The sequence below is a fragment of the Streptomyces sp. NPDC044061 genome (assembly GCF_056434305.1).
Window position 1 is genome coordinate 1 of record NZ_JBWKFL010000137.1, and the last position, 3,937, is coordinate 3,937.

Here is a 3,937-nt window from a genome sequence, read left to right on the forward strand (position 1 = left end):
GCGCTTATCTAGGGTCGTTTCTCTTCTGTCTTTGATGTAAACGTCACTTGTTGTCGTGTAGCTCGTTGTCCCTCGTGGAGTTCTTATCTTCAGTGTCCACGAGGGAGAAGTAGTGCTTGTCCAGCGGGTGTTGATGCCATCGGCGGGGGTTGAATCTTGGACGGTGGTAGATCAGACACGGACGGTCGTGGCGCCGGTAGAACAGTTCCTGGCTCATCTGTATGCGGTGGAGCGATCACCGAACACAGTGAAGGCGTACGCCCACGACCTGGCGGACTACTTCGAGTTCGCACAGGCCGCCGACCTGGATTGGACGGCAGTTCAGCTCGATGATCTGGGCCGCTTTGTCACCTGGCTAAGGCTGCCGCCGATAGCGAGGGATGGCCGGGTAACTGCACTACCTACGGCAGAGAGCCACTGTTCAACGAGCACAATCAACCGCAAACTCTCAGCGGTCTCCGCGTTCTACGAATTCCATCAGAGACACGGGTTGAATCTGGGCGACCTGCTGGTGACATGGCGCCGTTCAGCGGGCCCTGCTGGGGGAACTTGGCGGCCCTTCCTGGCGCATCTTGGCACTCGGCCGGAGAGATCACGCAGCATCAAGCTCCGGGAGGAGAAGTCGATCCCGGGCACTCTCAGCCGGGACCAGGTCGAGGCCGTCACGAGGGCCTGTGACCGGCTGCGGGACCGTTTCCTGCTCACGTTGCTGGACTGCACCGGGCTGCGGATCGGTGAGGCACTCGGATTGCGACACGAGGACATCGACGCTGCCGCTCGGCTGGTGAGGGTGTGCCAGCGAACCAACACCAACAGGGCACGGGCGAAGAGCTGGTTTCGCCAGGTGCCAGTCGGATCCGACGTCGTGCGACTCTACAGCGACTACCTGCATGAGGAATATGGCAACTTGGACTGCGACTACGTCTTCGTGAACTTGTGGTCATCTCCGCATGGCCGGCCACTGGCCTACTCCAGCGTCTATGACCTCGTGCGGCGGATTCGCGAGCGCACGAGGATCCCGTTCAGCCCGCACTCGTTTCGCCACACCTATGCCACCGAGCTGCTTCGCCGCGGAGTGCCGGTTGAAGTGGTCCAGACTCTCCTCGGCCACGCATCCGTCACCACGACCTCGGACACATACGCGCATCTGGAAGTCGAGGACACCCGAAGGGCCTTGGTGGCCGCCGGATGGCTGAGCGAGGAAAGGGCAGCCCGGTGAGCGTCGAACCTTTGCCACTGCCTGGCGTTCAGCGGTTATCCCGGAAGCTGGCGGGTCTGATCCGCTCGGAATTCCAGGTGGACGTGTTCATCCCTGAACCCGGAGATGCGATCTTCGGGACCCCGGTCTGTGAGGTTCCTGACTGCGGTCGTTCCAGCTATCTGAACGGCTTCTGCAGCCCGCACTACGGCCGTTGGTCCCAAGACGGGCGACCTCCGCGCACTCCGTGGGCTGCATCCGCGGACCCCGGAGCGAAGGGACATCGGCCGCTGGAAAAATGCCGGGCTTCGGGATGCCACCGCGGACTCCAAGGCCGGGGGATGTGTCCCGGGCACTACCGTCAATGGCGAAGGCTGGGACAGCCCGACCCGGGACCATGGCTGGCCGCGTTGCCGCCCATGGAGAAAGACGGGATCGAATGTGTGGTGCCGGAATGCACCCTGTGGGCTGAGCCCAGTTCGCCGCAGTTGTGCCGCTCGCACCGCACAAGGTGGCTTCAGCACGACCGGCCGCCATTGGAGAAATTCGTATTCCACTGCGTCCACTACGGTGAGTGCCGATTCGACCTGCGGCCGCTGCCACCGATGATGAAGCTCGAGATTCAGTACGCGCTCCAGTGCAGGGCCGACGAGTTCCGGGTGAAGTCCACAGCCAGGTTGATCAGGCCTCTGCTGCACTTTCTGGCCGAAAGCGGCGCGTCCTCCGTTCTGGATCACCCACTGGATTGGTGGGAGGAACAGTTCCAGGCTCAAAGTAGTTGGACTACTGGTGCGTTGTCCTTTCTTCGGGACACCATCGAGCGCGTCCTTGACGTCCGGGACGGTGTGGGCTGGGAGATCGAGTTTCCTCGTGATGCGTGGCGGCTCCGGCAACTGGGGCTCGCGGTCGGGCGCAACGCGAGGCTTGAGTTCACGCAGATCTCCCCACAATGGTTGCGTGACCTGGCCAAACGGTGGTGCCGCTGGCGTCTGTCCAGCGGCACGAGCCTCTCCCAGGTCCGCAAGGACAACAACGCGATCACCCGTCTGTCCGAGCTCACTCCCGAACTCGCCGATTCCAGAAGTGCTGCCGTCCTGAATCGGATTTCGCTGGAGGGCTACCTGGCCAACTTGACTAAGGCGCTACCCCACCCCAAAAGCCGGAGCACCGAGATCAGCATCATCACTGGCCTCTTACGTGTTTGCCGACAGCAGGGATGGGCTCCTCAGCTTCCAGCGGATGCTGCGTTCTACCCGGACGACCACCCCCGCCAGGACCGCAGCACAGCACCGCGGTTTCTATCGGAGTTCGTCATGGCACAACTTGAAAGACCTGAGAATCTCAACCAACTCACTGACCCGCGGGAGCGGTTGCTGGTTGAAGTCTTGATGCGCACAGGACTGAGGATCGGCGACGCTAGCAAGCTCACGCTCGACTGCCTCATCCGGGATCCACAAGGCGCCCCCTACCTGCGCTATCGCAATCACAAGATGCGCCGTGAAGCGGTCGTGCCGATCGATGATGAACTTTCCCAAATGGTGGAGGAGCAACAGGCTCGCGTCGCAGCGAGTTTCCCGCACGGAACGGTGTTGCTGCCTCGCGAAGGTACCAACCCCGACGGTCGCTTCCCCATGCACAGAAGTACCTTCAACGCCCGTTTGAAGGCCTGGCTGAATGCCTGCAACGTCACCGATGAACTGGGGCGTCCAGCACACGTGACTCCGCACAGGTTCCGCCACACGTACGCCACCCGACTGATCAACAATGACGTGCCGCAAGAGGTCGTACGCCGCCTGCTGGACCACAGCTCGCACGCCATGACCGCCCGTTACGCAACGCTTGCGGACAAGACCATTCGAGAGCAATGGGAACGAGCCAGGAAGATCGACATCCATGGCGAGCCGGTCGACACCGGACCTGCCAGCCCGCTGTCGGACGCAGTGTGGATGAAGGAGAACCTGGCCAGAGCAAAAATGGCCCTTCCAAACGGCTACTGCGGGCTGCCTCTCCAGAAGACCTGCCCGCACGCCAATGCCTGCCTGACTTGTCCAATGTTCGTCACCACGGCTGAATTTCTTCCGCAGCACCACGCCCAGCTCGCCACCACCCGACAGCTCATCGTCCGCGGGCAAGTCCAGGGGCAGAACCGCCTCGTTGAGATGAACCGCACCGTCGAATCCAACCTGCTGAAGATCATCAGCACGCTCGAGGACGATTCAGGGTGCGGCTGTCGCGAACGCCAAACCGGCTGCCCCTGCGCCGACCCGGAGGTGTCTGATGCGAGCTGACAACTCGCACCACTTGGCCGCGGCCGCACGCGACCGACGCGAGCAAACACTCGCCCGGGCACGCAAGGCGATCCAACAACTCAGGGACGCCGGACAACCGCTCACCATGGCGAGTGTCGCAGCGACCGCCAGGGTCTCCCGCGCGTGGCTCTACGCCGAAACTGAAATCCGCGAAGAGATTACCCGCCTCCGTGAAGACCAGCGCGTCGCACCGGTCTGCGCCAAGGCGCCAGTTGAGCGCGCATCAGACAGCTCGCTCCGCCAGCGCCTCACCCTTGCCCACGAGCTCATCCGAGAACTCCGCGAGGAGAACCGTCAGCTTCGCGAGCAGGTCGCCCAGCTACACGGCGAGGTCCGCCACATGAAGCTGACTCCGCGCCCCGACTCAGACAAGGTCCACGACACAGACACACTGGTCACAGCGGAGGAAAGGTTCGGTGGCCCTAGATAA

3 protein-coding genes are annotated in these 3,937 nt (G+C 62.5%); all 3 read left to right on the forward strand.

Annotated features, from left to right (window positions below):
- Positions 1 to 112: 112 nt before the first annotated feature.
- The 3 genes from AC07CM_RS50465 (at position 113) to AC07CM_RS50475 (ending at position 3,937) form a co-directional block, all read left to right on the forward strand.
- Complete coding sequence (locus AC07CM_RS50465) at positions 113 to 1,219, forward strand: tyrosine-type recombinase/integrase (RefSeq protein WP_478883297.1); 1,107 nt, start codon at positions 113 to 115, stop codon at positions 1,217 to 1,219.
- 398 nt (positions 1,220 to 1,617) lie between these two features.
- On the forward strand, positions 1,618 to 3,486 hold the full coding sequence (locus AC07CM_RS50470) for a tyrosine-type recombinase/integrase (protein ID WP_478883298.1): 1,869 nt from the start codon (positions 1,618 to 1,620) through the stop codon (positions 3,484 to 3,486).
- On the forward strand, positions 3,476 to 3,937 hold the full coding sequence (locus AC07CM_RS50475; RefSeq protein ID WP_478883299.1) for a DUF6262 family protein: 462 nt from the start codon (positions 3,476 to 3,478) through the stop codon (positions 3,935 to 3,937). Before AC07CM_RS50470 ends, AC07CM_RS50475 begins: the two co-directional genes overlap by 11 nt.

Bases quoted from the DNA above. Each gene is read 5' to 3' on its own strand.
- AC07CM_RS50470 (WP_478883298.1), top strand. From the start codon at position 1,618: ATGGAGAAAGACGGGATCGAATGTGTGGTGCCGGAATGCACCCTGTGG.
- AC07CM_RS50475 (WP_478883299.1), top strand. From the start codon at position 3,476: ATGCGAGCTGACAACTCGCACCACTTGGCCGCGGCCGCACGCGACCGA.